The sequence below is a fragment of the Streptomyces sp. NPDC086554 genome (genome assembly GCF_040686095.1).
Taxonomy (GTDB): domain Bacteria; phylum Actinomycetota; class Actinomycetes; order Streptomycetales; family Streptomycetaceae; genus Streptomyces.
Genome location: NZ_JBFBJK010000005.1, coordinates 253,781 through 278,830 on the forward strand (window position 1 = coordinate 253,781; position 25,050 = coordinate 278,830).

The 25,050-nt window shown below is 67.8% G+C and carries 21 protein-coding genes and 3 pseudogenes; 6 read left to right on the forward strand and 18 right to left on the reverse strand.

Annotated elements, in window-relative coordinates; translation table 11 throughout:
* Positions 1-17 precede the first annotated feature (17 nt).
* The 5 genes from AB0O76_RS10625 to AB0O76_RS10645 form a co-directional block, all read right to left on the reverse strand.
* Positions 18-710, reverse strand: coding sequence for a demethylmenaquinone methyltransferase (locus tag AB0O76_RS10625; RefSeq protein ID WP_365487605.1), 693 nt, complete (start codon positions 708-710; stop codon positions 18-20).
* Positions 711-864: 154 nt separating this feature from the next.
* The gene (locus tag AB0O76_RS10630) at positions 865-1,464 is read right to left on the reverse strand and encodes a hypothetical protein (protein ID WP_365487608.1); all 600 of its coding nucleotides are present in this window, start codon (positions 1,462-1,464) and stop codon (positions 865-867) included.
* Between the two features lie 7 nt (positions 1,465-1,471).
* Positions 1,472-2,671 carry a cyclic dehypoxanthinyl futalosine synthase gene (gene mqnC, locus AB0O76_RS10635; RefSeq protein WP_365487611.1) on the reverse strand — a complete coding sequence of 400 codons (1,200 nt, stop codon included), beginning with the start codon at positions 2,669-2,671 and terminating at the stop codon, positions 1,472-1,474.
* Positions 2,672-2,766: 95 nt separating this feature from the next.
* The gene (locus tag AB0O76_RS10640) at positions 2,767-3,471 is read right to left on the reverse strand and encodes an A24 family peptidase (RefSeq protein ID WP_365487614.1); all 705 of its coding nucleotides are present in this window, start codon (positions 3,469-3,471) and stop codon (positions 2,767-2,769) included.
* A gap of 71 nt (positions 3,472-3,542) precedes the next feature.
* Positions 3,543-6,548 (reverse strand): BTAD domain-containing putative transcriptional regulator, encoded by a 3,006-nt coding sequence (locus AB0O76_RS10645; protein WP_365487616.1) that lies wholly within the window; start codon positions 6,546-6,548, stop codon positions 3,543-3,545.
* A 430-nt stretch (positions 6,549-6,978) separates the two neighbouring features.
* Between AB0O76_RS10645 and AB0O76_RS10650 the strand changes: the two genes are divergently transcribed.
* Genes AB0O76_RS10650 through AB0O76_RS10660 form a run of 3 tightly spaced genes read left to right on the forward strand, consistent with a single transcriptional unit; the run spans position 6,979 to position 9,075 of the window.
* On the forward strand, positions 6,979-7,629 hold the full coding sequence (locus AB0O76_RS10650; RefSeq protein WP_365487619.1) for a hypothetical protein: 651 nt from the start codon (positions 6,979-6,981) through the stop codon (positions 7,627-7,629).
* On the forward strand, positions 7,617-8,717 hold the full coding sequence (locus AB0O76_RS10655; RefSeq protein WP_365487622.1) for a hypothetical protein: 1,101 nt from the start codon (positions 7,617-7,619) through the stop codon (positions 8,715-8,717). The genes AB0O76_RS10650 and AB0O76_RS10655 overlap by 13 nt, the downstream gene beginning before the upstream one ends.
* Before the next feature lie 16 nt (positions 8,718-8,733).
* Entirely contained in the window at positions 8,734-9,075 is a 342-nt protein-coding gene (locus AB0O76_RS10660) for a hypothetical protein (RefSeq protein ID WP_365487625.1), read from the forward strand.
* A 251-nt stretch (positions 9,076-9,326) separates the two neighbouring features.
* Here the strand turns inward: AB0O76_RS10660 and AB0O76_RS10665 are convergent.
* From AB0O76_RS10665 to AB0O76_RS10700, 8 genes and pseudogenes are all read right to left on the reverse strand, one after another.
* Positions 9,327-9,677: pseudogene (locus AB0O76_RS10665) on the reverse strand (SMI1/KNR4 family protein); the annotation flags it as partial.
* Between the two features lie 4 nt (positions 9,678-9,681).
* Positions 9,682-10,323: a hypothetical protein gene (locus AB0O76_RS10670; protein ID WP_365487628.1), complete on the reverse strand. Its 642-nt coding sequence runs from the start codon at positions 10,321-10,323 to the stop codon at positions 9,682-9,684.
* A gap of 80 nt (positions 10,324-10,403) precedes the next feature.
* Positions 10,404-10,787 (reverse strand): hypothetical protein, encoded by a 384-nt coding sequence (locus tag AB0O76_RS10675; protein ID WP_365487631.1) that lies wholly within the window; start codon positions 10,785-10,787, stop codon positions 10,404-10,406.
* Between the two features lie 133 nt (positions 10,788-10,920).
* Entirely contained in the window at positions 10,921-11,724 is an 804-nt protein-coding gene (locus AB0O76_RS10680) for a colicin immunity domain-containing protein (protein ID WP_365487634.1), read from the reverse strand.
* 113 nt (positions 11,725-11,837) lie between these two features.
* Entirely contained in the window at positions 11,838-12,041 is a 204-nt protein-coding gene (locus tag AB0O76_RS10685; RefSeq protein ID WP_365487636.1) for a hypothetical protein, read from the reverse strand.
* A 284-nt stretch (positions 12,042-12,325) separates the two neighbouring features.
* Positions 12,326-12,733: pseudogene (locus AB0O76_RS10690) on the reverse strand (hypothetical protein); the annotation flags it as partial.
* 95 nt (positions 12,734-12,828) lie between these two features.
* Positions 12,829-13,422, reverse strand: coding sequence for a hypothetical protein (locus AB0O76_RS10695; RefSeq protein ID WP_365487639.1), 594 nt, complete (start codon positions 13,420-13,422; stop codon positions 12,829-12,831).
* A gap of 281 nt (positions 13,423-13,703) precedes the next feature.
* A pseudogene (locus AB0O76_RS10700) lies at positions 13,704-14,804 on the reverse strand (RHS repeat-associated core domain-containing protein); the annotation flags it as partial.
* Here AB0O76_RS10700 and AB0O76_RS10705 point away from each other — a divergent pair.
* Positions 14,724-15,032 carry a helix-turn-helix transcriptional regulator gene (locus tag AB0O76_RS10705; protein WP_365487642.1) on the forward strand — a complete coding sequence of 103 codons (309 nt, stop codon included), beginning with the start codon at positions 14,724-14,726 and terminating at the stop codon, positions 15,030-15,032. The pseudogene AB0O76_RS10700 and the gene AB0O76_RS10705 overlap by 81 nt on opposite strands.
* A 20-nt stretch (positions 15,033-15,052) precedes the next feature.
* On the opposite strand, the gene AB0O76_RS10710 is transcribed toward AB0O76_RS10705, so the two are convergent.
* The 3 genes from AB0O76_RS10710 to AB0O76_RS10720 are packed head-to-tail and all read right to left on the reverse strand — an operon-like array spanning position 15,053 to position 20,377.
* Complete coding sequence (locus AB0O76_RS10710) at positions 15,053-15,613, reverse strand: hypothetical protein (protein WP_365487645.1); 561 nt, start codon at positions 15,611-15,613, stop codon at positions 15,053-15,055.
* A 16-nt stretch (positions 15,614-15,629) separates the two neighbouring features.
* The gene (locus tag AB0O76_RS10715) at positions 15,630-20,012 is read right to left on the reverse strand and encodes a DUF6531 domain-containing protein (protein ID WP_365487648.1); all 4,383 of its coding nucleotides are present in this window, start codon (positions 20,010-20,012) and stop codon (positions 15,630-15,632) included.
* A 50-nt stretch (positions 20,013-20,062) separates the two neighbouring features.
* Positions 20,063-20,377, reverse strand: a complete 315-nt coding sequence (locus AB0O76_RS10720; RefSeq protein WP_365487651.1) for a hypothetical protein — start codon at positions 20,375-20,377, stop codon at positions 20,063-20,065.
* A 273-nt stretch (positions 20,378-20,650) separates the two neighbouring features.
* Between AB0O76_RS10720 and AB0O76_RS10725 the strand changes: the two genes are divergently transcribed.
* Positions 20,651-22,231 (forward strand): substrate-binding domain-containing protein, encoded by a 1,581-nt coding sequence (locus AB0O76_RS10725; protein ID WP_365487654.1) that lies wholly within the window; start codon positions 20,651-20,653, stop codon positions 22,229-22,231.
* 77 nt (positions 22,232-22,308) lie between these two features.
* A complete protein-coding gene (locus AB0O76_RS10730; RefSeq protein ID WP_365487657.1) occupies positions 22,309-22,683 on the forward strand; it encodes a DUF4345 family protein in 375 nt (124 codons plus the stop codon).
* On the opposite strand, the gene AB0O76_RS10735 is transcribed toward AB0O76_RS10730, so the two are convergent.
* Together AB0O76_RS10735 and AB0O76_RS10740 are read right to left on the reverse strand one after the other, a co-directional pair.
* Positions 22,680-22,952 carry a DUF397 domain-containing protein gene (locus tag AB0O76_RS10735; RefSeq protein ID WP_365487660.1) on the reverse strand — a complete coding sequence of 91 codons (273 nt, stop codon included), beginning with the start codon at positions 22,950-22,952 and terminating at the stop codon, positions 22,680-22,682. The two genes, AB0O76_RS10730 and AB0O76_RS10735, sit on opposite strands and share 4 nt — an antisense overlap.
* Complete coding sequence (locus AB0O76_RS10740) at positions 22,949-23,800, reverse strand: helix-turn-helix transcriptional regulator (RefSeq protein WP_365487663.1); 852 nt, start codon at positions 23,798-23,800, stop codon at positions 22,949-22,951. Before AB0O76_RS10740 ends, AB0O76_RS10735 begins: the two co-directional genes overlap by 4 nt.
* Positions 23,801-25,050: the final 1,250 nt, after the last annotated feature.

A 25,050-nucleotide genomic window follows, 5' to 3' on the forward strand; every position in this document is an offset into this window, starting at 1 on the left:
TCAGGAAGCCCCCGGAGCTACGCCTTGAACCCCCGGTGCAGCGCCACCACACCGCCGGTCAGATTCCGCCACGCCACCTTCGACCAGCCCGCGCCCCGCAGCCGCGCGGCCAGCTCCGGCTGGTCCGGCCAGGAGCGGATGGACTCGGCGAGATAGACGTACGCATCGGGATTGGACGACACCGCGCGCGCCACCGGCGGCAGCGCCCGCATCAGGTACTCCTCGTAGACCGTGCGGAACGGCGCCCACGTGGCGTGTGAGAACTCGCAGATGACGACCCGGCCGCCGGGCTTCGTCACGCGGTACATCTCGCGCAGCGCCTGGTCCGTCTCCTGGACGTTGCGAAGGCCGAAGGAGATCGTGACGGCGTCGAACGTGTCGTCCTTGAACGGCAGCTTCGTCGCGTCGCCCGCGGTGAACGGCATCCAGGGGTGCCGCCCCTTGCCTACCCGCAGCATGCCGAGGGAGAAGTCGCAGGGCACGACGTACGCTCCCGCTCGGGCGAACGGCTGGGACGAGGTTGCCGTGCCCGCTGCGAGGTCGAGGATCTTCTGCGCGGGGCGCGCGTCGACGGCCTTCGCGACCTCCTTGCGCCACAGCCGGGCCTGCCCGAGCGACAGCACGTCGTTGGTGAGGTCGTACCGTTCCGCCACGTCGTCGAACATCGAGGCGACTTCGTGCGGCTGCTTGTCCAAGGAGGCTCGGGTCACCCGGCCTATTGTGGCAGGCCGGTCTTCTTTCCCTTCGGGCGCGTCCGCGTCTGCCGTGTCGCGCATCGCCTGCGGCTGCGGGTCGGTTTTTGGTTGCTCGCGCAGTTCCCCGCGCCCCTACGGGGCGCCCCTCAGCGCCCCTCCTCGGAAGTACTCAGCGGCTGCGGTACACCAGACGACCGCCCACCACCGTCGCCACGCACGTTCCCGCCCCGCGTCGCACCAGCTCCCCCCGGTCCGCCACATCGAAGACCGCGAAGCGGGCCGGACCTCCCGCGGCCAGCGGCGGCAGCAGGACCAGCGGGGTCGGTGACAGGGACGGCGGGCCCGGAAGGCGCGGTGGGCGTTGGCCCACCGCCAGGCCCGCCCTGCGGACCGCGTCGATGACGGGGCGGGCCCGGAGTTCGCCCGCTACCGCCACCGTGCCGTGCGCCAGGAGACGCTGCACGCCCCGGCGCGCGCTGGCGCCCAGACGGGACGGGTCCGCGCGGAAGATGGCCGCCGCCCGCTCCCCGCCGATGGGCTCCGTACCGAGCCGGTCCGCCTCGCGCGGGTCGGGGTGGTACGTGGCTTCCAGGAGCTCCGGGCCGTACGGGTTGAGCAGGCCCGGCGTGAGGATGCCGGGCCAGTGCCGGACCCGGGCCGAAGGGTGCGCGGCGGCCAGTTCCTCGTACGGGCCGACGGCGGCGATGCTCGCGCCGTCGGCCAGGACCGCCGCCTCCGGCGAGCGTTCGGCGACGTGAAGTGTCAGCAACGGAACCTCAGTTGGAGGCGAGGAGCTTGAGCTCCGGGTGGGCCGTGCCGCCCTCGATCGCCGTGGAGGAGATGTGCGAGGCGACGCGGTCGTCGACCGGGTCGTTCGCCGGGTCGTCGTGCACGACGAGGTGCTCGTACGTCGTGGCGCGCTGGGCCGGGACCCGGTCCGCGGTACGGATCATGTCGATCATCTCGCGCAGGTTGTTCCGGTGCTTGGCGCCGGCCATGGAGACGACGTTCTCCTCCAGCATCACCGAGCCGAGGTCGTCCGCGCCGTAGTGCAGGGTCAGCTGGCCGGCCTCCTTGCCGGTGGTCAGCCAGGAGCCCTGGATGTGGGCGACGTTGTCGAGGAAGATCCGGGCGATCGCGATCATGCGGATGTACTCGAAGATCGTCGCCTGGGTGCGGCCCTTGAGGTGGTTGTTCTCGGGCTGGTACGTGTACGGGATGAAGGCGCGGAAGCCGCCGGTCCGATCCTGTACGTCACGGATCATCCGCAGGTGCTCGATGCGCTCGGCGTTTGTCTCGCCCGTACCCATGAGCATGGTGGAGGTGGATTCGACGCCCATGTTGTGGGCGGTCTCCATGATCTCCAGCCAGCGCTCGCCGCTCTCCTTGAGCGGGGCGATGGCCTTGCGCGGCCGCTCGGGGAGCAGCTCGGCGCCGGCACCGGCGAAGGAGTCGAGGCCGGCGGCGTTGATGCGCTGGATCGCCTCCTCGACGCTGACCTTGGAGATCCGGGCCATGTGCTCGACCTCGCTCGCCCCCAGGCTGTGGATGACGAGCTGCGGGAAGTCCTTCTTGATCGCGGCGAAGTGCTTCTCGTAGTACTCGACGCCGTAGTCCGGGTGGTGACCGCCCTGGAACATGACCTGGGTGCCGCCCAGCTCGACGGTCTCCGCGCAGCGGCGCAGGATGTCGTCGAGGTCGCGGCTCCAGCCCTTCTTGGTGTCCTTCGGGGCGGCGTAGAAGGCGCAGAACTTGCACGCCGTCACGCAGACGTTCGTGTAGTTGATGTTGCGCTCGATGATGTACGTCGCGATGTGCTCGGTCCCGGCGTACCGGCGGCGGCGCACGGCGTCGGCGGCGGCGCCGAGCGCGTGCAGCGGGGCGTCGCGGTAGAGGACGAGCGCCTCCTCCGGGGTGATCCGCCCACCTGCGGCGGCACGGTCGAGGACGGACTGAAGGTCGGCCTTCTCGGTCACCGGGAGGTCCCTTTCATAGGGGTTGCGGACGGACTGATCCAGCGTACGCCAGCCCTTTCAGCCAACCGACGTCAGGCGTCCGCCCCGCTGCCACGTCAGGCGGCGTACGCCCCGATCATGAGGCCCACGAACGCGCCGCCGATGAGGAAGGGACCGAACGGAATCGCCGTCTTGCGCCCGGCGCGGCGGGCGATGACGAGACCCACGCCGTGCAGCGAGGCGAGCAGGAATCCGGCGAAGGTGCCGAGCAGCAGCACGCCCCAGCCGTACCAGCCGAGTACGGCGCCCAGAGCGAGGGCGAGCTTCACGTCGCCGAAGCCCATGCCGTTGGGGCTGATGAGGAAGAGCACGAAGTACGCACCGGCGAGCGCGAGCGCCCCGTACAGCGCGTTCAGCCAGGAACCGCCGTGCTCGGGAAGGAGCGCGGCGCCCCCGAGCAGCACCAGCGCCGCGCCGGCGAGCGGCAGCGTGAGCACGTCCGGCAGCCGGTGCACGGTGAAGTCGACGACGGCGAGCAGCACGCCGAAGGGCGCGAGCAGCATCCAGACACCGAGCTCGGGGCGCGCGCCGGTGGTAAGGGCGAGGGCGGCGCAGACGAGGGCGGTGGTGACTACGGTCCCGGAGGTCCGGGGACCGTACCCCCCGGCGAGCCCGACCCAGGAGGTAAGGGCAGCCCCTTCTGGGGTCTCGGCGCGCCAGTTCTCGTCGGGCGGTACGGACAGCCGATAGGCGGCACGCGGCACGAAGAGCCCGGCGAGGGCGCCCCAGAGGGCGCCGCCGAGGGCGAGGATCAGCTCCAAGAGACTCCGTACTCCCCCGTTGTGGGCAGGCGTTCTGCATCCCGGCTGCCGAGTTCCGATACAGCCAGGCGTCAGCTGGCTGCGGTCAACCCACTGCGCCAAGCAGGAAGCAGTTCGTCCAGCAAGGCCTCCGTCCGGGGCGGCACGCCCCGCGCCCCGCTACGGGCGACGAGATCCGCGGCAACCGCCTGCAACCGCGCGGAGTCGCCCGTGGCATGCGTGGCCCGCAGCAACTCGTTCCAGAGCCGCTCATCGCCCGGCGCGGAGCCGAGCGCAGCGTTCAGCGCCTCGATGGCCTTCGCCGCGCGCCCCTTCTCCAGGTGGAACTCGGAGAGGGCGAGCCCGATGTCGGCGACGAGCAGCGGCAGCTGCGCGTCGATGATCTCGTGCGTGAGCCAGCCGTACCGCCCCTGCGGCCGGTCCGCGAGCAGCGGCCCCCGCACCAGCACCAGAGCGTCGGTGAGCATCCGCCCGCGCACGGCCCGGCTGTTGGCGCCGCGCCCCTGCGTGGCCTCGTGGTAGAGCGAGCGCAGCACATCCAGGTCGGAGACGACGGACTTGGCGAGCGTGAGCCGCCCGCTCTGGTCGGTCCGCAGCCGCGGCGACCCGTCCGGCTCTGTCCCCAGCCACTCCCGCAGCCGGTCGACGAGCGCGTCCCGCACGTCCTCGGTGACACCGCGCGGCCACAGCGCGGAGGCGAGCACCCGGGGGTGCACACCCTCGCGGTGCAGCAGGAGCAACGCGAGCGCCTCGTGCATCAGCGGACTGCGCTCGCCGTCCGGAGTGTCGAGGCCGATGATCTCGTACGTACCGACAAGGCGGGCGTACACCGCGGGCCGGCCCTGCTCGGTGACGTCGACGAGGAACGGCGGAGCGGTCGCCGCACGACCGGAACCGGCGGATCCGGAGCCGCCGGCCCCGTCCCCCGGGTCGGCCTCGACGAACAGCTCGACGACGGACCGCTGCAGGGCCTCCGGCAGCGTCTGCGCCTCCAGTTCGAGCCCGAGCAGCGGTGCGAGCAGCTTGCCCTCGCGGGTGATCTCCATCTCCCAGGCGGCGCCAGGCAGATCACCGGACTCGGTCCCGACGAGATAGCCGATCCCCAACCGACCGGCGTCTGCGGCCAGTTCGGCTAGCTTCACGGCGTCGTCGCCGGTCGGCTCGGCGGCGAGCAGCACGAGGTGCGGCGCCCAGCGGGTGTGCTGGGCGGGGCCGGTACGCCCGGTGAGCACCGAGTCGTGCCCGGCAGCCCCCAGCGCACCACGCCGCTGCCGCGTCTCGGCCTCCATCGTCTCGATCAGCGCCTCGATGTCGTCGAGGTGCCGCAGCCGGTTGGGCGCGAGCGGCGTCAGGTCCTGGCCGAAGCCGACGAGCGTGATGGTCATGCGGTCCGACCAGCCGTTGGTGGCGAGCTCGGCGGCGACGGAAGCGAACACGGCGGCGCGGTCGGCCTCACGTCCACTCAGCGACACGACGCCGGGCACGGCCTCAAGGTTGAGGAGCAGTCGCGAGTCGTCGAGTGTGCCGAGGCTGACGAGCCCCGGATAGGGAGCGGCGGTATCCACATCCTCGTACCGCTCGGCGTCGGTGCGCGCCAGCATCCAGAAGGTCTGGTCCTGTCCCAGCTGCCACGGCGCGGGCGGCCGCCCGGCGGGCTGGGCGAGCTGCAGATGCAGGTCGCCGTTGCTGAGCCAGGCCGCGTAGACGGTCGGCAGGGCACGCGACTCCTCGGCGAGCGATGCGGCGAGCCCGCGCAGCGAGAGGTCGAGCAGGCGTACGCCGTCGGGGTCGGCGCCCACGAGCAGCGCGTCCTGCGCGGCCGCGGCACCCCCGGTCGGCGTCGGCGGCTCCATGCCGCGGCGGCCGCCGACGGCACCCATGGCCGACTGCCACAGCGCGTGGCGCCGGCGGCGTCCGAGCGCGCCGAGCAGTCCGGCGGCGAGGAGGGGCGCGCCAATGAGCGCTTCGGGGAGCCCGAAGGAGAACCCTTCGGAGTCATTCCCACTGCCGGCGACGGGCGCCTCCTGCTGCCCCTGCCCGCCCCCTTCGGAGGGCCGCTGCTCAGGAATGGTGATGTGCGCGGTATCGCGATCGACGGACCCGCCACCACCCTGCTCCTGGCCGCCGCCCTGTTCCTTGGCGCCGCCACCCTCCTTGTGATCCCCGGACTTGGCGTAGTCGGAGATCTGCTCCTTCACGTCCTGCGAGATCTCGGGCGCCTCGTCGGGCATCTCGACGAGCTCGCCGCCGTGCGCGTCCGCGGGCATCTCCATGATCCAGCCGGGCCGGATCAGACTGGCCTCGGACAACCGCGACCCGTCCGGCTGCTCACGGTCCTTGTTGAGCTGGTAGATCTCCTTGTACCGGCGCCCGTCGCCAAGGTGCCGCTCGGCGATCTCCCACATGGAGTCGTGATGACGCCCTTCAGGCGGCTGAATCCGGTAGTACTTGGTGTCCCCGTCCTTCTTGTTGCTGCCACCGCCCTCCGCGTGGGCGGCGGCCTGGTCGGCCTGCTCGGCGATGGCATTCGCGGCGCTCCCGGCCTGCTCCTGCCCGAAGAGACCACCGGGCGTCTGCTGGGCGGAGGCGGCGGAAGCGGGCTTCTGGTTCCCCTCCAACGACTGCCCGAACTGCGAGAGCCCCGGCGCGAAGCTGGCGGCGGTGGCACCCACGAGCAGCAGCGCGGCGACGAGCTGACGGGCGAGAAGCTGACTCCCACCGGCACCGGGAATCCGGTTCGGCATGCCGACACCGGAGAGCGCGGCTTTCACTTCCACGAGCACGCAGGCGGTGAACTGGGCCCAGGCGAGCCAGACGACGACGGTCAGTACGTTGATGAACGTCCCGACCGTGATCTCCTGCTGCAGCCAGTCCAGCGATGGCGAACCGCCCGGCAGCGGCCACCCCACGGCGTACGCGAGGGCTCCGGGCACGCCGACGACCAGCGCGACAAGGGCGACGAAGGCGAAGAACGCCTTGACGAAGTCCCCGAACGTACGACGACGCCGGGGCAGCGGCTGCGGCGTCCGGTTCCGCGGAGCCGACGGGCCCGTAGAGCTTGAAGTGGTGCGCGCCATGGCGGGAGTCCTGGTGTCCTCTGCTGGGGAGGGAGCGGATGAGCGGCTGGAGGTCGGCGATTCGACCTTCTTAGGCGATGGTACGGAAGCGACGGAAGGTCAAACAGGGGCAGCGGCCCTTACGGGTGCCCGTTTACGCCCGAGTTGCACCGAAGGCCCAACTCGTTCTGCGTGCTGATGAACTGTCGGGCCTCCCCTTTGACCGGGCAGGCGCCCGCGCTGACCGGGCAGGCGACCGCGCACGTCCCCCTCGTCACAGTTCCGGCACGGATTCGCTGCGCCCGCGTAGCACTTGAGGACCATTCGCTTCCGTCATCACGCCGGACGCGGGAGCCTTCACACAGCGCACCAGTGCCGGTAACCGCTCCTGATAGCTTCGTCCGGCTTCATTCTCTCCTGCACACATGCCGACCTCTGGGGGACTGCAACCGTGGCCCGTCGCACCATGCCCGCCGTCACCGCGCTGGTGACCAGCGCGGCCCTGCTCCTGACCGCCTGCGGGGGCGGTGGGGACGACAAATCCTCGGACAAGATCGAGGGGGCGGGGCAGGGGTCGGAGAAGCCGGCGGCGTCGGAGTCACCCGAAGGAGAGGGTCCGGACGTCAGCGTCCCGAAGGACCTGAACCTCGTCTTCGACTTCGCCAAGCCTTCGGACCCGAAGCATGCGAAGGCCGTCGACAACGCGGCCAACTACATCCGGGCGCTCAAGCACGGCATCGTCCAGCAGGACGTGAACGACCCCGCCTACAAGTACTACTCGGGCGCGCAGGCGTCCACGTACGCGAAGACCCAGATCAAGGCGTGGATCGACGGCGGCTGGGTGCCCACGGGGACGGACCGCTACTTCAAGTCCGAGGCCACCGAGCTGAGCGGCGGGAAGGCCGTACTCGTCACCTTCTGCCGCAACCAGGCGAAGTCGTTCAGCAAGGACATCAAGGGCGACAAGATCCACTACAGCAAGGAATCCCTCGACAGCTATCAGAAGTTCAGCGTTCTGATGAGCCCGCCGAGGGGCGAGGACAAGATCTGGAAGGCACAGAAGATCGAGGTCCAGGGGAGGGTCAAGGAATGCCGGGGATGACCAAGAACCTTCGCGCACGGCGCTGCGTCGCGGCAGGCGCGGCGGTACTGATCCTGGGGGCCGGGGCCGCGGGAACGGCGCACGCCGACGACATCCCCGGCGGCACCACGAAACCCCCGACCGAAGAACCGGCCGGAGGCGCCGACAAGAACGGCAATCTGTCGGCCGGAGTCTCCTCCATCAAGCTCAGCTATCCCAGCGGTGGGGACGGCGGCGGGAAGCAGGGCAACCTCGCGCCGATCGACCCCAACTGGGAGCCCCCGGCCTGCTGGTACGAGCCGGCCTTCACCTCCGCCGAGCTCAAGAAGTTCGTGGACACGGACGGCGGCGGCGACGTCGGCATCCATGAGTCCTGGTTCGGCAAGGAGCTCTGGACCGACCACTACCGCGACGGCAAGCCGGCCGACAACTTCGACCTGCACAAGCCGACGAACAGCTCGGCCGACGGCTACAAGGACTACAACGAGGGCAAGGACGGCCGCTTCTGGCGCGGCGTCGCGCCCGACGACTCGGACCCCAAGTCCTGGGACTGCGGCCGGATCATGTTCTGGGTCCCCGACGGCGAGATCCCGGACGACCCGAACGCGCCCACACCCGAGATGCTCGCCGAGTACGCCTACGACAAGGTGAAGGTCCCCGACACCGAGGTCGAGCTGAAGCCCGAGGCCAAGTCGACGGTGAACCTGCCGACTTGGGTCTGGCTGGACAAGGGCACCTTCAAGGAGGTCAAGGTCCGCGCGGAGCTCCCGAACACTCCCCTGTGGGCGGAGACCACGGCAAAGCCGAAGAGCCTCCACCTGGAGCCCGGCACGGCGGACGCGGAGACCTTCCCCGCATCGGGCGAGTGCAAGATCAACGAAGACGGCAGCATCGGCACCCCGTACACCAAGGGCAAGTCCAAGCAGGACCCGCCGTGCGGCATCAACTACCTCCGCGCCACGAACGGGAAGCCGTACCAGCTGAAGGCATCAGTAACCTGGGAGATCTCCTGGGAGGGCTCACAGGGCACGGGCGACGACCTGCCCGACGGCACCTTCGAGACGACGCAGGACATGGACGTACAGGAGATCCAGTCGATCAACCGCTGACGGGGGCAAGGCGCACATGGGCAGCAAGGGCAAGAGTGACCTCGCGGTTCCGCTGACCGATCTGGAGGACTACGGCAGCCGGCTGCGCTCCATCAAGGACCGCATGAACCGGACGAAAAAGACCTTCGAGTCCTACAAGGACGACATCGGCGACGGCGGCGTCTACGACTCCCTTGAGGACTTCGAGTCCAACTGGGAGGACGGTCGCGAGGACATCGGCCAGCAACTGACCGCCCTCGCCAACATGTCCGACGCCGTCGTCCGCGAGTTCAAGAAGCTGGACAACAAGCTGGACAAGAAAGCCAACGACGCGGTGAAGGCGGACAAGCCCAAGGGCGGCAAGGACGGCGGCAAGTAGCCCCATGGGCGGCGGGTATCAGGCGCCCGTTGGTCACGGCCCGGACCGCTACCCGAGGATGTCGTCATTCGAGTCGAACTGATGCTCATCAGGGGGAAAGTCGGGGAAGTACACCGTGTCCGCCTCTCCTGTCGGGCGGCAAGGAGGAAGGGCGCGCACTGAGTGGGGTGGTATTCCCATTCCGGGCCCCGGCCCTCGTTGAACATGACGGTCCACTCCTCCGGCTTCTGCCCCGGCCGTCGTAGCCAATACAGCAAGGCGCCGCTTCCCTCGATATAGGCCCAGGGCAGCACCTCGGCCCCGTCGTCCCGCAGCAGCTGCGGCGGCTTGGGCTCGAACTCCCACAAGTCGGCCAGAATCTCGGCGCGTTCCTTCGCCTGGTCGAGGAGGTTGTAGCCCTCGTCAGAGCATTCGGGGTCCAGGAGCCAGACGGTCTCGTCGAAGACTCCGCCTCCGTAGGTCTCGACGAGTTCCTTGTAGTCATACGGCAGCGGGGTGCCGAGTTGCTGCTCCACCGCGGCCCAGTCTCGCGAGCGGCGAGGGCCGGCGGGAGGAATGATCGCGGCGAGGCGTTCCACGGCGGGGGACATCTGACTCGGCATCCCCCTACTCCGCAAACCGGAACGTAGAAGTCACCGCATCGAAGATGTCGAAGAACGAGTCCGCGAGTTCAAGCATCTGGCTGCTGCCCGACACCAGCGCCACCTTCCCCTCCTGCCCCGGCACCGGAATGAACGTCTGCATCAGGACGACGCGGATCGTCCGCTCGTCGCCCGGTACGGAGATGTCCTCCAGGCCGTACGTCCGCGCCGCGAGGCCGACTCCCGGGATGTCGACCGTCTTCACCTTCCGCCACGCATCGCCCTCCCGCTTGGCCTGGCGCACGCCGAGCTGGGCGACGATGCGGTCGGGGTCCGTCGGCAGGATGTCGCCGTCCGGCGTGCGGGCGCCGACCAAGGAGACCGTGACCGAGCCGGTGACCGGCGTATCGCCGCCGAAGCTCTCCGCCATGCAGCCGCAGTACAGGGCGCCGGACTGCCAGGCATCCTTCGACGCCTTGCGCAGGAACGCCTCGAAAGTCTCCCGGTACGGGGCCAGCTCCGGGCGTGCGCGCACGCGATCGTTGATCATCTGCCGGATGGCGGCATCGCGCGACTCCGGCCGCACGTCGAACTCCCACCACGTCTCCGGCACTTTGATGCTGAATCCGCCGCGTGCGATGGTCTGCGGTTCCGTGTACCGGGCCATGGCTGTTCCTGTCTCCTCCGTCGGCGCTCGCCGGGTCCGGGCCAGCTTACGAGCTGTCATCGGGCCGCTACCCCGTGGCTCTACGTCAGGTGCGAAACGATGAACTCGAACCGGTACTCCTGCTCGCTGACCGCTGCCACCGCGCGGAGGTCGCTCCTTAGGAAGACCCACGAGGATTCCTTGGCCCGGCGGATCGAGGAAAACCAGGCGGGCGGCATCCGGACCTCGATCCACGGTGCGAGGTCGAGGTCGGTGAACAGGAAGGCCGATGCACGGAAGCCGTGCCCTGCGAGGAGTTCCTCCACCCAGGAGTCAAGACGCTCGTCGGGGGCCTCGTCGTCCAGTGTCGCGGCGGGCTCGGCGGACATACCCCAGAATCCCCGTACGGCCTCCAGAACCCCGTCGGGCACCTCTGCGGACGCCAGCGTGCGCGCCGTGACCACCTCGGAGGCAGCACGTAGCATCCGGTCGAGTTCCTGCCTTTCGCGCCGTTCCATGAGCTTGCGCTGCAGTTCACTAACCACAATTACCCCCTTGCTTGTAATAGAGACGGCGCTTCGGCTGAAGTGGAGATCCGGCCAGCACGGGAATCCCCCATCAGGGATTCTCGTTGCGCTCAAGAGAGTTGAGCGCAACGAGTTGTCCACGAATGATCATCCGTAGCTGCTCATTCGTCATGTCGTCCGGGTCACGGAGTCTCGGATCAATGACGTAATCGTCAAGCGCGTAGAAGACCTGGTCAAGAATCCTGGAAAAGGGCTCCCGCAAGCGCTCGCGCAGCTGCAGCGCGCGTCGCCGGGCGTCAAGCCATGCCGTGGCGAAGTCTTCGCCGCTGATGTCGTTGGCCGCGAAAGCGTCCATGAGCGATACCTGTTCCGCGGTGGCGGACCCCGCGGAAACGTCGCTTCTCGACGCCCACGCCACCTGGTTCGGCTGAAACTCCTTCGAGACCTGGAAAACGACCGGATGGCTGCGCCCGACACGCTTCGCATACCGCTTGAAGTCGACGACCGCTTGATCGCACCCTTCAGGAACCCCGTACCTGAGGAAATCCCCCTCCCCCGCGATCAAGGAATACCCCTGGTCCGTCACGAGGACCGCGCCAGAGAGGTCGGGAAGCGCTACCAGGAAGCTCCCTTCTCTCCAAGGGAGTTGCTGAAGAATCTGCTCTTGCGACGCAGGGATTTCGATCTCCGGCTGCACGACGCTCGCGCTCCCCACACGGCCTGCGATGAAGTGATCGTGACCTGCCTGACCGGCTCCGGAGCTCAAGCGGCGCGCCAGATGCTCGTCCAGATGAGAGCGGGATGCCAGTGGCACAACCCGCCTACCGCCCTCGGCAATCCACTCGCGTCTAAAGGAGAGCGCCCCGGAGACGACAAGGTTCAGCGATCCTGCCATTGCATTCACCCGTCTTCAGGAAGTGACGCGAGAAGTTGTTCAATCTCTTGTTTGACGTAGCGTGAGACGACCGCGTACAACAGGTCGTCGTCGAACCGGCCGCCCGCAGCCTGTCACTCGTAGACGAACGCGGCAGAGAAGATCATGGCGATAGTGCTCCAGTCCGGCGTCTCCGGAATCTCCTCCCCGCGATTCGCGAAGAAACCTTCCATGGAGCGCACCCAGTAGCCGGCCGCCTGCACGTAATCGACCGACGTCTCATTTTCCATGGGGAATCGGCCGTCCTCCACATTTCGCGCCAACTCCAAGAGGAACATTGACAAATCCTCACGGGAAGTCACGGTTGACGGATCGGGGTTCAATCCATTCACGGAGCCCATACCTCATCTATGCCACGAACGAGAATTGACTTGCTGAACGCGGTGGCGGTCTTGCCCTCCCAGGTCACATCCTCTCCGAAGAGCGCCGCTTCCCTCGATGTACGCCCAGGGCAGGACCTCGGCCCCGTCGTCCCGCAGCAGTTGCGGCGGCTTGGGTTCGAAGTCCCACAAACCGGCCAGAATCTCCGCGTGTTCCTGCGCCTCATGGAGGAGGTTGTAGCCGCCACCTTCCCCTCCTGCCCCGGCACCGGAATGAACGTCTGCATCAGGACGACGCGGATCGTCCGCTCGTCGCCCAGTACGGAGATGTCCTCTAGGCCGTACGTCCGCGCCGCGAGGCCGACTTCCGGGATGTCGACCGTCTTCACCTTCCGCCACGCATCGCCCTCCCGCTTGGCCTGGCGCACGCCGAGCTGGGCGACGATGCGGTCCGGGTCCGTCGGCAAGACGTCGCCGTCCGGCGTGCGGGCGCCGACCAGGGAGACCGTGACCGAGCCGGTGACCGGCGTATCACCGCCGAAGCTCTCCGCCATGCAGCCGCAGTACAGGGCGCCGGACTGCCAGGCGTCCTTCGACGCCTGGCGCAGGAACGCCTCGAAAGTCTCCCGGTACGGGGCCAGCTCCAACAAAAGGAGCCTGTGCCGACGAAGCCCAAGTGTCGTCGGCAGGAGCCCGGCAGCGTGGGCACGGAGGCCCACGGGCGACGACCTGCCCGACGGCGCCTTCAAGACGGCCCAGGACATGCGGTGTGTTCCAGCCAGCGCGCCACAGCGTCTCGCGTGGCCTTCGGGAGATCCGGCCAGTGGGCCATGTCGGCACCGAAGTTTCTGATCGATTGGATTCGGTGCGGATCCCTCAAGAACACAAGGTCTGTGTACTCCTCGCCGGTCGACCCCCTGGCGACGACATCACCGTCGACAGACAGCATCACAAACTCTGGATGCCCCCATCCGTTCCCCGTGACCCTGGAGGCAGCACCGGCACCGGCCAGGTCCCATTCCGCCTCCAGCGCCACCCGGGCCCACCACAGGACGCGCGGGCTCTCGGGGTCACCGGCGCTGACGGACAGCAGGAACTCCGGATCGTCCGCCGGAAACAACCCCTCGTTCATGGCGAGCCTGTACCACTCGCTGTTCGCCGTCGCCTGAAGGTCCGGGAGACCATTCTCCAGACCGACACCGACTGCCCGGCCTTCGGCAGCTGTCGAGTTCGCAAAAGACGCAAGGTTGGGCGGCATCAATGGAGCGGAATCATCAGCCATGCCCAGGTACTTCAGGCCGGCATCCGCCAGTGACTGTGCAAGTTCCGTTTCCCGCACGGGAATCCCCTAAGAATCATCGTGACGACCCTCAGCCGCCCCGGCTATGGCCTCTTCGCCCAAGGATGACGAATGACTTGATCGTAATTGTGCGACCCGTCCTTACGCCTGCCGAAGTAGGCGATGTTGCCGTCCTTGTCGACCACTACTCGCGCCTGACTCGACGGATCACCGTTGTCGTAGATGGGCGAATCCTTCCACCGCTTGCCGGCGCGAGAATTACCACCCTGATAGAAGTCGGGCTTCGGGCTGTGGGCCGGACCGGAATAGTTCTCATCCTGGACCCAATTGCTCGGAGGTGGGTCTCCGCTGAGTCCGAGCGGATCCGGCGACTGGTAGCGGCCCGTGGCGGGGTCGTAGTACCGAAAGTAGTTGTAGTGCAGGCCGGATTCCGGGTCAAAGTACTGCCCTGGGAAACGGAGAGGGGTGTAGGTGGCGCTTTCGGCAGGCCACGCTGTAGTGCCCCAGAGGGTGGAGCGCGTGCGCCAAGCGACGTCGCCGTCCTCGTCGACCAGCTCCGTCGGAGTGCCGATGACGTCGGTGACGATGGCGTAGAAACGCTCGTCGACCTGCTCCTGGTCCGCGCCGCCCCCGGATATTCGCTCGGTCTGGGCGAGCGGTCGGGTCGCGTCGTGGAGCCACGTCAACGTGACAGGGGCGGGAAGCCCCTCGCCTTGGCTGGTCTGCTCGCAGAGTGTGGTGCCGTCCCAGGTGAAGTCGAAGCGCTCGGCGACCGTCTGCCCGTCGTCCGCGATCCGCTCCTTGGCGATGCGCCGCCCGAGAGGGTCGTACGCGTAGCGCCACTCGGTGCCGTCCGGGGTGATCACAGAAGTGAGTCGGTCCTCGGCGTCCCAGGTGTACCGCCATGTGGCGGGCTTGCGGGACAGCCGGGTCTGCCGGCGCACCACGATGCGGCCCGCGGCATCGTGCTCGTACCGGATGCCGCCGGCCCTCAGGATCCTCGTCCCTGTGTATCCGCGCCGACCCAGCGCCTCCTGGCCGGGGTGCTCCACGGGCCAGGAAGCCTCCGTCTGGTTGCCCACCGCGTCGTACGCGTACGTCTCGCGCCACCCCTGAGCACGCACAGCGGTGACACGACCGACCACGTCGAGCTCGAAGTCCCTGGTCCCACCCGGCTGTTCGTCCTCGATGCCCCTCAGGTATCCATCCCTGCGGTACCGGTACGTGCGCTCCTGGATGCGCCGCCCTCCCAGGCCTGTGACAGCCTGGGTCGCCAGCCGCCCCATTTCGTCGAAGGTGCGGGTAAAGGTGAGTCGGTCGCCGACACGGCGGGTGATCTCATGGCCCATCGCATCGTGCTCGAAGGCCAGTGTTCGTCCGGCCGTCGTCAGCGCAGTCACGTTCCCGACCGCGTCGTAGGCATGCTCGCCGAGGCTCGCGCGTGGCGCCTTGCCGAGATGCGGCAGGAGCGCGGCTGCACCCAGGCGCAGGTGGCCGAGCGCATGGGGGTCAGCAAGGGCAGGGTCTCCCAGATCGAGAGCGGCCAGGTGTCCGGCACGGATGTCGTGGCGCGCTATGTCGAGGCGCTGGGCGGCAGCCTGGTGATGGTCGCGGTGTTCGGGGACGGGGAGCTGCGGAAGGTTGGGTGAGGCGCCGCGTCCTCGACGGCTTAGCCCTCATCCCCTTCACGGGTGTCCGTGTACGCCTTCGCGCCCGCGAGATGCGGCCCGCTCACCTCATCGGCGCCCGCGACGAGCACGAGCCAGCGCAGTTCGTCACAGGCGAAGAAGGATTCACCCCAGGTGTCGACCCAGATCCGGATCCTGCCTTCTGCCGACCGCGTCAGATCCCACCAGGCCCAGCCTCTGGTCTCGGACTCGGGATCGAACTCGTAAAGCCACTCCTGAAGCCTCCAAGGTCCTCCCTGGAACGCGGAGATGTAGCGCTCTCTGCCGCGCCTCGCGAATTCAGGGGACTCCCCGGACAGAGGGCCGCTCACCGTGGCGAACCACTGGGGGACGGAGTCCACGGGCAAGTCGGTGTCGAAGTCTTCGGAGAGGGCCAGGGCCAGCGCGGCATCGAGTACGGGCCGCAGGCGAGCCTCGTACTCATCGGCCGGCACGGTCGGTGTCACATCAAAGAAGCTCAGTACCGGCGGTGTGTCCTGAGGAGAGGGGCGCTGGGCGACGCGGAGCCTCTCCCGCTCGATGTCCTCGATCTCGTGCAGCATGTCAGCAGGTTCCTCATCAGCCTTCTTGAACGACCCGACCAGGGTACTTGGCCACTTCTCTCCTGAATTCGTCGAGCATGCCGCTCGGGATCCCGTACAGATCATCGCCCCTGGTGGGATCCGAAATCTCGGGGTAGATCTTCTTCACTTGCTTCCACTCCGCATCCGTGAAACCGAGACCCGCCGGTTGCTTCTGTGGAACTGCCAGTCGCCTGATCTTGTCGCGGAATTCCTCGGAGATCTTGAACTGCACGATCTGTCCACCTTCGCCGCGGAATTCGACGGTATGGCGGATGTCCCCACTAAGGTTCACGTAGAGCGATCCCTTTCCGGTGATGGTCACCTTTCCGTCCTCGCCGATATGGATGCGTCGGCTCAGCGGGTGATCGGTCTGCTTGCGGTAGCCATCGACGGTGCATTCTGGGGCGAGCCCCAGCGGGTCGGCCCACCGGTGTGGATTCTGAACGTAGGCCGTGGGGTTGGGGGCCGGGGCGAGTCCCAGCGGGTCCGGCGTCAGGTATCGAGCTGTCTCCGGGTCGTAATGCCGCTGGTTGTTGTAGTGGAGGCCGGTCTCCGGGTCGAAGTACTGGCCGGGAAACCGCAGCGGGGTGTAAGCCGTGCTGCCGGCCGTCCATGCTGTCGTGCCCCAGAGCGTGGAGCGGGAGCGCCACGCGATGACCCCTTGTTCATCGAGGAGCTCGGTGGGGGTACCGACGAGGTCGGTGACGATTGCGAAGAAGCGCGAGTCGATTTCATCTTGCGAGGAGTCGGCGGCCACCATGCGTTCGGACTGCGCGAGCGGCTGGAGCCCTGCGTGATCCCAGGTGAGGGTGACCGGGTCAGGGCAGTCGTGTGTGACGGTGGTCTGTTCGCAGAGGGTGGATCCATCCCAGGTGAAGAAGGTCCGCTCGGCGATGGTTGTGCCGTCGGGCGCCATCCGCTGCTTGGCGATGCGGCGCCCGAGAGCGTCGTAGAGGTAGTGCCACTGCGCTCCGTCAGGCGTGATGACGGCGACGAGGCGGTCTTCGGCGTCCCAGGTGTAGCGCCAGGTGTCGGGCTTCCGCGACACTCGGCTCTTCTGGCGCAGGGTGATGCGGCCTAGCGCATCGTGTTCGTAACGGACGTGGCCGGCGCGCATGATGCGCGTGCCGGCGTAGGCGCGTTCACCGGTGGCGTCGTGACCAGGGTGAGTGGCGGGCCAGGCCGCGTCGGTCAGATTGCCTGCCGTGTCATAGGCGTAGCGCTCAGCCCAGTTGGCCGAGTCGACAGTCGTGACGCGGCCCGCCCTGTCCAGGGTGAAGTGCTTCTGGCCGTTCAAGTGGTCGTTGAGACCGATGAGATGGCCATCGGCCCGATAGGTGTAGTCGCGCCGCTGAATATCCCGGCCGTCGGCGTTGCGAACCCTCTGCGAGGTGAGGCGGCCCAACTCGTCGAAGGTGTGGGACAGAGTGGTGACGGCGTCGATATGACGGGTCAGCTCTTGTCCACTCACGTCACGCTCGAAGGCGATGGTGTGGTTTCCGCTGTCCAGCTGTGTGGTGTTGCCGGCGGCGTCATAGCTCCAGCTGCTCCGGGCGCCGGAAGGCGTGGTGCGACGAATGCGCCGCCCGAGCTGGTCGTACTCGTAGGCGGTGGTAAGGCCGTTGACCGTTTCGGAGAGGACACGGCCCAGTGCGTCATGCTCCAGATGAACGGTTGTGTCCGGCGCTGAGGCTGTGACGAGCTGCCCGGCGGCGGTGTAGACGAAGCTGGTGTCTCCGTCTTCGGTTGTCTTCCGGATGGTCTGGCCGGCGGCGTCCCGCTCGAAGCGGGTGGTTTGGCCGAGGGCGTTGGTGCGGGCGGTGAGTCGGTCCGCCGCATCGAGTGTGTAGGTGAGGGTGCGACCGTCGAAGTCGGTCTCGGATACCAGACGACCAGCCGGATCGTGGTGATAACTCCACGTCAGTTTCTGCGGATTGGTGACTTCGATGAGGTGCAGTTCGGTGTCGTAGCGGAAGGTGTGTCGTGCGCCGTCCGGATCAGTACGGGCTGAGATCAGGTCGAAGTGGGTGTACTCGAACCTGGTGACGGCCCCCTTGGGGTCGCTGTGACTGAGGCAGTTGCCCTCGTTGTCGTACGTCCATGTCTCCTCGGTGCCGTCTGGAGCGGTTCGCCGGGCAGGCTTGCCATCGACCGTCCACTGCAGCCGGGTCTTGTTGCCCAGGGGATCTGTGATGGTCGTCGGCTGACCGAAGGAGTCACGGATGTACCGCGTGCGTGCACCGAGCGGGTCGGTGATGTCGAGCGGGAGGCCCGTGGTGTCGCACCGGAAGAGGGTCAGATTGCCAAGTGCGTCGGTGATCGAGGTCAGATGGCCTGTTGAGGTGTAAGTGAAGCGGGTGGTTGCCCCGGCCGGGTCGGTAACGGCGACGCGGTTGCCGTACTCGTTGTACTGCTGGTTCCATACATCGCCCGCCGGTCCCGTGATGACAGTGGGCAGGCCGAGTTCGTTGTATTCGGATCTGAGCTCATGGCCGTCCGGACGCGTGACGAGCACGATCCGGCCGTTGTGGTCATAGCGGTAACGAGTCGTGTGGCCGAGTGCATCCGTCACCGCGACCAGTTGAAGGTCCTCGTCCCATTCCTGGGTGGTGAGGTGGCCCAGCGGGTCGGTCTCGCGGATCAGGCGGCACGCGTCGTTGTGTTCGTAGATGCGGGTGTGGCCGAGTGAGTCCGTGACGCGGGTGGTGTGGGTGGTGTCGTCGTATACGAGGGTGGAGGCGAGGGCGTCGCCGGTGCCGCCGGTCTCGGTGACGCGGCCCCGCTCGTCGTAGGTGTACCAGTAGGTGGTGCCGTTGCGGTCGGTCCAGGAGGTGATGCGGCCGGCCTCGTCGTAGGTGTAACGCATCGGCAGGCCCGAGGAGTTGGTCTCCTCGCTCAGGCGGCCGGTCTCGTCGTAGCCGAAGGTGACGATGGTGGTGCCGGGGCTCGACGGTGACGCGGGGTCGAGCAGGCGCAGGCCCATGATGCGGGAGTTGGAGGCGTCGCGGTCCAGGGCGATGTGGTAGCCGCCCGAGTGCACCACCGCTGCGGGGATGTCGGCCTCGTCGTACTCGATGGTGATGCGGTTGCCATTGCGGTCCTGGACGTACTGCAGCGGCAGGTCGACCGCCTCGCCGTCGGCTGCGGGGACGGGGCTGTGGAAGACCTGGGTCAGGCCGCTGTCGGGGTCCGTGACCCGGACGGCGCCGTCGAGTTCGCCGTCCCAGGACAGGGTCAGGCGCGAGCCCGGTGTCTCCGGCGCGACCGGGCCGCCCGCCTCTGCCTCTGGATCGGGCATGGGGAAGCAGAGGCGGGCGCCGTCCGCGGCCGCGTAGACCAATCCCTCGTCGTCGGCCTGCACCCGCTGGTCGAGCGTCGAGGCCCAGGAGGGGCCGAACCAGCCGCCGAAGCGGTAGGAGGAGATGTGCGTGCGCTCCAGGAGCAGCGGCAGGACGCCGGGCAGCTGGATGTCCGTACGCGGCAGCGCCATGTCGCCGGTGGCCACGTCGATGGGGTCCCGCACGAACTTCTTGAGTGCGTTGCGCACCGAGGCGGGCAGCTTGTCGAAGCCGGGCCGCATCGAAAGCCGCTTGAACGAGGCGCAGTTCAGCTTCATCGCGCTGCGGAGCTTGGCCAGGTCCTTGGGCTTGAGCTTGCCCAGACCCTTGCCGAGCAGTTTGCCCAGGCCTCCGATGCCCACCCCGAGCGCGGCCCCCAGCGCCAGCGTCTCGGCCAGCTTGCCCGGGTCCTTGAACGTGGCCGGGTCCTGCAACAGGGCATCCAGCGCGGCGTACTTGGCGCCGGAACCCGCCAGCTTGCCGGCCTTCGCGATCGACTTGATGTCCTTGAGCGCCTTCAGCGCCCGCGACAGACCGCGGATGACTTCGAGCACCACCCGGATCGTGCGCGCCATCGCCGTACCGGAGCGCTCGATCCGGCCGATCAGCGCCATCGCCTTCGCGAACCGCGCGCCCGCCGCCAGGCTGCCGACCACCGCGCTGGCCCCGCCCGTCAGGACCGACAGCGCCAGACCCGCCATCTCGACCTCGATGATCTCGAGGATGATGACGTTGAGCTCGGTCAGCAGCTCGTGGGCCTCGTCCGCGAACTTGTCCAGCGCGTCCGCGCCGTCACGCAGCGAGTCGGCCATCGTGGTCGCCTGCGAACGCGCCTTCTTCGCCCGCTTGCTGAACGCGGTGGCGGTCTTGCCCTCCCAGGTCACATCCTTCAGCGCGTGCTCGGCCTCCTTGACGGAGGCATCGATCGCCTTGGCCAGGGCGCGCCACTTCTTGGCGATCTCGCGTACGCCGTCGGGATCCACCGCCGGGTCGGAGATCCCCAGGAACTCCATCATGCTGGCCATACTGTCGCCGGCCATGTGGTTGAACTTGTTGATGTAGTGCAAAGGGTTGAGGTCGACCACGGCGCTCAGCCCTGCTTCTCACCGCGCGTGGCGGCCTCGATCATGAGGTCCAGCACATCGAAGGCCTCGGACAGGTCCGTCATCAGCTTCGCCTCGTCGTGCCACTCACCGACCAGGTCCTTCGCCAGCTCGGAGAGCGTCTCCATGCCCTCGCGCACATCGTCCGTCGCGCTCATCAACGCACCCAGCGCGCCCAGCGCCGACAGATCGTGCGACGCCGCCTTGAAATCGTGCAGCGGCTTGGCGATGTGATGCGGAGCCCGCCGCAACAGCGGTGCCGCCTTTGCTATCGACTCCGAGTCCTTGCCCAGATCACCCATGACTGTTGTCCGCCCCCGCGTCCGACCGTGTTCATGTGCCGACCCAACACTAATCGCCAGGTGTTTACGAAAGGTAATCCTTTGCCCATCGGGCGGCGATCAGCGCCCACGGCAACACCCGCCCCAACAACCGGTGAACCCCCGGCCGTCACAGGCGGCCACCCGATGAACTCCCCCTGAAACAGGGCCTATTGACCGGCTCCCCCCGCCTCCCCGCTCATAGCTTGGCCACCCAAACAACTGAGCGTTCAGCCAGCGGGGGGTCGTTCGGCGATGAGTGGTGGATTTTCCTGGGAGTCGGTGGTCGCCGCCCTCGGGCTTGCGATACCTGTCGGCGCCGCCCTGTGGGAGTTCGGGTTCGCCGGGCGCAAGCGGCTCGGCTACCGCGTGCAGATGGACACCACCGCGAAGAACGCGGACACCCATCCCCACGCCGGAGTGCTGCGGCAGATGCAGCAGCACGGCACCGCGCTCGTCGACCCTTCGTTCGTCCTGCTCCGCATCCAGAACAGCGGCTGGACGCACATCGACGCCAACGACTACGTCGTACGCGACGACGACCAGGTCGGCATCCGGATCAGCTTCCCCGGCCGGCGCGTCGAGGGCATGGTCGTCACCGAGTACAGCCACGACTATCTGGGCCCGTGCTTCGACGGCGCCGCCGGGCTCCGCATGAACGACGGGCTCATCGAGCTGCCCCGCGTCCCCCTCAACCGCGGCACCCACTACAAGGTCCTCGCGGTCCTGGAACGCGACCCCGACTTCCCGCCCGAGCGGAAGTTCCCCGACCCCGACGTCCTCGCCGGCATAAAGGGCGGCGTACGCGGCGGACGCATCAAGAAGACCGAGAGCCATACGTTCGCCTCGCGGCCGGTCATGGTCTTCATCGCGCTGCTTGTCCTTGTCGCCGCCGCTCAGTCCTTCACCTCATTCACGAGGGACGACGGCCCGGCCCAGGCCGCTCCCGTCGACTGCGCCGAGGGGACTCTCACCCTCTCCGGCTCCACCGCCTTCAAGGACGCCGTCGCGGAGGCGGCGAAACGGTACGTGAAGAAGTGCACCGGCGCGCGGATTCCGATCTCGGACGACACCTTCACGGGGAGCGTCGCGGGGCTCGACTCGCTGGCGACCGCGGGAAGGAAGTCGAAGACCGTCCAGAAGGCCGGGAAGGCGGGTGGTGGCGGTCTGCCCGATCGGCTTGCCTTCACGGATGGGGCGAAAGGTGACGGGCGTCCTCAGCTGCTTCCCCGGCCGGTCGCTCTCTCCCTCTTCACCCTTGCCGTCAACAAGGACGCCGGGGTCCAGGATCTCTCCCTCAAGCAGGTACGTCAGATCTATTCCGGAGCCATCACCAACTGGCGCCAGGTGAACGGCAACGACGTCCCCATCCACCTCGTCAGCCGCCACCCCGGCTCCGGCACCCGCTCCACCCTCGTCAAGCAAGTCCTCGACGGCAAGGAGTTGTTGGAGGTCACCTCGGGGGACTGCGCGGGCATGGACCGGAGCAAGCCGGGCCGCTGCGAGGTCGGTGACACCGGGATGCTTCTGGACACCGTCTCCTCGGTCCCAGGAGCTCTCGGCCACAGCGAGGCTGGCGCCGCGCTCACCCACGAGGGCATCAATCAGGTCCGCATCGCCGGTTACCCGGCCACGGTGGAGGGTGCGGACGCGGGTGCGTACCCGTACTGGCAGACGGAGTTCGCGTACACCTACGGTGAGCCCCCCGCCGACTCGATCGCGGCCGGCTTCCTGCGCTATCTGACGGAGGGCGCCGGCAAGGACAGCCTCCCGTCCCACGGCCACCGCCCGTGCTCGGAGCTGGAGAAGCCGCTGCTGTGCCGCCCGGTCGGCTGAGCGCAGTCCTGTGGGCCATCGCCCTTTACCCCGGGGATAATTGAAGGCATATCCGCCTCGGCGGCAGCCTCTTCGCCATGTTCTCTGACCTTTGGATAGGTGTCGTTGCCCTCTTCTTCCTCGGCATGGGCGGCTTCGGCCTCATCGCGCCCGCCGCGCTCATCCGGCCGTTCGGTGTCGAGCTGACCGTCGCGGAAGCGCGTGCCGAGGTCCGCGCCGTCTACGGCGGGTTCGGTATCGGTTTCGGATGCCTGCTCGGCTGGGCGGCTCTCCACGCTTCCGGCGATCTGCGACGAGGGATCGTGCTGGCGGCCGCTGTGGCGCTTGCGGGGATGGCTCTGGGGCGTCTTGCGGCGCGTGCGGTGGAGCGCCCGTCGGCGTTCTATCCGGCGTGGTTCTACTTCTGGGTCGAGGTCGTGGGGGCAGCCGGGCTGCTGGCCGCAGCTGCTTAGCTGCCGGATGCGTACGTGACGAAGTCGCCCCATGCGGCTGGGACGAAGGCCAGTTGGGGGCCTTGGGGGTTCTTGGAGTCGCGGAGGTGGATGGTGGTGGGGGTGGTGGCTACCTCGACGCAATCGTTGGGGTCGCTGCTGCTGCTGTAACTGCTCTTACGCCACTCCAGGGCGATCTCGACGCAGCTGTCACCTTCACTGCCGCTGCTGTAACTGCTCTTGAACCAGCTCAGCTTGGTGGTGTCCCCGGCAGAGGCCTTGCGGATCATGTCTCTCCCAGCACTTGCTCGATGAAGGCCAGCGACTCCGGTGGCGAAAGAGCCTGGGCCCGGATGATGCCATACCTCAGTTCGAGGATACGGAGCTGCCTCAGGTCGGAGACCGGGCGGCCATTGAACGCTCCATCGGAGCGCCCCACCGCCGTGCCGTCGCCGAATTTCAGCACCTCGATCCCACCATCCACCCCTGCATGCTCCTCGCGGTCGATCGGCATCACCTGAATCTCGACGTTCCGCAACTGCCCCACCTCAAGGAGGCGTTCGAGCTGCTGCCGCAATACCATTCTCCCTCCAAGCGGGCGTCGGAGCGTTACCTCTTCCTGGATAAAGCTGAGTTCGGGAGCAGGCGAACGCTCGAAGATTGACTGCCTAGCCAAGCGTGCGGCCACGACACGCTCCACCTCGCTCTGCGAGTACGCGGGCCTCCTCATCCCGAACAGCGCCCTCGCGTACCCCTCCGTCTGCAACAACCCATGGACGCTGTGGTTGCTGTACAACCCCAACTCCACCGCCCGCTCCTCCAGCTTCGCCAGCTCCCGCACCTTCTTCGGATACCGGGCCTCCCGCATCTCCTTCTTCATCGCGGAGACAAGCCCACCCGCGCCCAACACCTCGTCCACCTTGTCCAGATACTCGGGACGAGGAATCCGCGCCCCACGCTCGATCTTCCGGATCAGGTCCTCCCCGTACCCGATGGCCTCCCCGAACTCAGCCACCCGAAGACCCGCCGCCTCGCGCCGCAGCTTCAGATGGTGGCCCGCCATCTCGACCACCGCACTGATCTCGTCTTCGGGGTCGACGTCCCAACCAGGCTCATCCGCCCCGTCGTTACGCTCCACGCCACCACGCCCAACGTCCACCGCGCCCACCTCCGACGTGCCGTCCAAGCCCAACGCGCACTCGTACCCAGACGTCACCCGGGACAGCCGGGACAACCCGGGACAAGCACCGGACAAACGCGGTACGCACAGCCCGCACCGCTATTCACGGTACGCACGGACGACCACGCTGAGTGACGTGAACCAAGAAACCGTCCGGACTCGGACGACCCAGACCCCCTGCAAAACAATCTGGGCGGAAACCGACCTTCCGGGGCCACTTGACGGTGGCGTCCCGGCATCGAGTTGGCACCGGGGCCGCCCGGTTGTCCCGAGATTGGCGGTTCCGGGCCGGGAGTCAAGGGCGCTCCGCTGCGCTGCGCGTCGGCTTCGCCGATTCCGCTTCGCTCCACCCTTGACACCCACCCCTCCACCGCGAGAACCGAGATGACCGGGCGGCCCTGGAAGCGGGGCTCACGGGGACCACCCGGCGGGCCACCCGGCTTCGCGGCCGGGTGCGGACCAGTTCGGAGCAGCGCGCCGCATCGCAGACGGGGCGCGCGGCCGCTCCGGGGATGGGTCCCGGTCTCGTCAAGCGTCTACCGACCGGACCCTCCGAGGTGACCGTCTCGCGTCACGAGTGCGGGGGTCCGGGACCTACTTTGGGAAAGTTGTGTTCCGACACAAGGGGGGCGCGCGGAATTCGAAACGCAACTTTGCCAAAGTAGGTCCCCCACACCCCCCTGACCAGTCCGCCACTGCGGAGTAACTGGCCGTCGTGTGCGGTCAGTTGCGCCTCTGACGCCCGCCCGCCCCAGAAGATCCGGTCCGCACACGCTTGACGAGACCGGGACCCATCCCCGGACCGGCCGCGCACCCCTCCAGCCGGACGGACGGCACGTGAAACGAACTAGTCCGCACCCGGCGCTCAAGCCGGATGACCCAACCCCCCAGTCCCCGTGAGCCCCGCTTCGTGGCCGCCCGGTCAAATCTCTTCTCGCGGTGGAGGGGTGGGTGTCAAGGGTGAAGCGAAGCGCAATCGGCGAAGCCGACGCGCAGCGCAGCGGAGCGCCCTTTACACCCAGCCCGGAACCGCCACTCTCGGGACAACCGAGCGGCCCCGGCGCCAACCAAGCACCGGCTCGCCGAAGCCCCGCATCGAGGTTTCCGCGCCCCACACTCAGCGCGTGCCAGACCGCCGCGCGCGGAGCGGATCTGCGCGTGGCCCACCTGTGGATCACCAAGGTCAACAAGGAGCCGGCGAAGAACGA

Bases quoted from the DNA above. Each gene is read 5' to 3' on its own strand.
- AB0O76_RS10725 (WP_365487654.1), top strand. From the start codon at position 20,651: ATGAGTGGTGGATTTTCCTGGGAGTCGGTGGTCGCCGCCCTCGGGCTT.
- AB0O76_RS10660 (WP_365487625.1), top strand. From the start codon at position 8,734: ATGGGCAGCAAGGGCAAGAGTGACCTCGCGGTTCCGCTGACCGATCTG.
- AB0O76_RS10670 (WP_365487628.1), bottom strand. From the start codon at position 10,323: ATGGCCCGGTACACGGAACCGCAGACCATCGCACGCGGCGGATTCAGC.
- AB0O76_RS10710 (WP_365487645.1), bottom strand. From the start codon at position 15,613: ATGCTGCACGAGATCGAGGACATCGAGCGGGAGAGGCTCCGCGTCGCC.
- AB0O76_RS10655 (WP_365487622.1), top strand. From the start codon at position 7,617: ATGCCGGGGATGACCAAGAACCTTCGCGCACGGCGCTGCGTCGCGGCA.
- AB0O76_RS10720 (WP_365487651.1), bottom strand. From the start codon at position 20,377: ATGGGTGATCTGGGCAAGGACTCGGAGTCGATAGCAAAGGCGGCACCG.
- AB0O76_RS10685 (WP_365487636.1), bottom strand. From the start codon at position 12,041: ATGTTCCTCTTGGAGTTGGCGCGAAATGTGGAGGACGGCCGATTCCCC.
- AB0O76_RS10735 (WP_365487660.1), bottom strand. From the start codon at position 22,952: ATGATCCGCAAGGCCTCTGCCGGGGACACCACCAAGCTGAGCTGGTTC.
- AB0O76_RS10680 (WP_365487634.1), bottom strand. From the start codon at position 11,724: ATGGCAGGATCGCTGAACCTTGTCGTCTCCGGGGCGCTCTCCTTTAGA.
- AB0O76_RS10675 (WP_365487631.1), bottom strand. From the start codon at position 10,787: ATGCTACGTGCTGCCTCCGAGGTGGTCACGGCGCGCACGCTGGCGTCC.
- AB0O76_RS10730 (WP_365487657.1), top strand. From the start codon at position 22,309: ATGTTCTCTGACCTTTGGATAGGTGTCGTTGCCCTCTTCTTCCTCGGC.
- AB0O76_RS10645 (WP_365487616.1), bottom strand. From the start codon at position 6,548: ATGGCGCGCACCACTTCAAGCTCTACGGGCCCGTCGGCTCCGCGGAAC.
- AB0O76_RS10705 (WP_365487642.1), top strand. From the start codon at position 14,724: ATGGCCCATCGCATCGTGCTCGAAGGCCAGTGTTCGTCCGGCCGTCGT.
- AB0O76_RS10715 (WP_365487648.1), bottom strand. From the start codon at position 20,012: ATGGCCGGCGACAGTATGGCCAGCATGATGGAGTTCCTGGGGATCTCC.